The organism is Marinifilum sp. N1E240 (genome assembly GCF_009295825.1).
In the GTDB taxonomy this organism is placed as follows: domain Bacteria; phylum Bacteroidota; class Bacteroidia; order Bacteroidales; family Marinifilaceae; genus Marinifilum_A; species Marinifilum_A sediminis.
Genome location: NZ_WHKF01000064.1, coordinates 1 through 299 on the forward strand (window position 1 = coordinate 1; position 299 = coordinate 299).

At 39.1% G+C, this 299-nt stretch carries 1 protein-coding gene; it reads left to right on the top strand.

Annotation, left to right across the window (positions count from 1 at the left end):
- Window positions 1–299 (top strand): hypothetical protein (locus GCQ56_RS20415; protein ID WP_227006136.1); only part of this gene is annotated, 299 nt, incomplete at both ends.

Here is a 299-nt window from a genome sequence, read left to right on the forward strand (position 1 = left end):
TGTGATGGTAATATAATTACTTTGGATGCAGGCAATGCAGGATCGACATATCTATGGAGTACAGGTGAGATTACTCGAACCATAACAGTAAATGCAAGTGGAAACTATTCAGTAGTAGTAACTGATGGCAATGGTTGTTCAGCAACTGATGATGTTAATGTCACTGTTCATTCGAACCCTACAGTAGATTTAGGATCTGACCAGGAAACTTGTAATGGAAATACCATCACATTGGATGCAGGTAATGCAGGATCAAGTTATTTATGGAGTACAGGTGAAACGACTCAAACGATCACAGT